General features: G+C 71.8%; 1 protein-coding gene. It reads left to right on the top strand.

Annotated elements, in window-relative coordinates:
* Positions 1 to 241 (top strand): histidine kinase dimerization/phospho-acceptor domain-containing protein (locus SB816_RS34525; RefSeq protein WP_410548562.1); only part of this gene is annotated, 241 nt, incomplete at both ends.

The following is a 241-nucleotide window of genomic DNA, read 5'->3' as shown; positions in this document are numbered from 1 at the left end:
CGTGATCTACGGCTGGGTCGAGGTGCTGCGCAGCGCCGGCGACGACGCGCTGCAGCAGCAGGCGATCGACGCGATCGATCGCAGCGCGCATTCGCTCACGCGCATGGTGGGCGACATCCTCGACGCGTCGTCGCTCGCGACTGGCAAGCTGCGGCTCGACGCGATGCCGGTCGACGTCGTGCGGCTGTTCGCCGACGCGACGAGCGCGTTCCAGACCGCCGCGTCGGCGGCCGGCATCGCA

Origin of the sequence: Achromobacter sp. SIMBA_011 (assembly GCF_046535435.1) — a bacterium.
Lineage (GTDB): Bacteria > Pseudomonadota > Gammaproteobacteria > Burkholderiales > Burkholderiaceae_B > Achromobacter > Achromobacter dolens.
Note: the sequence above shows the minus strand (reverse complement) of the source record. Positions and strands in the feature narration are given on the sequence as shown.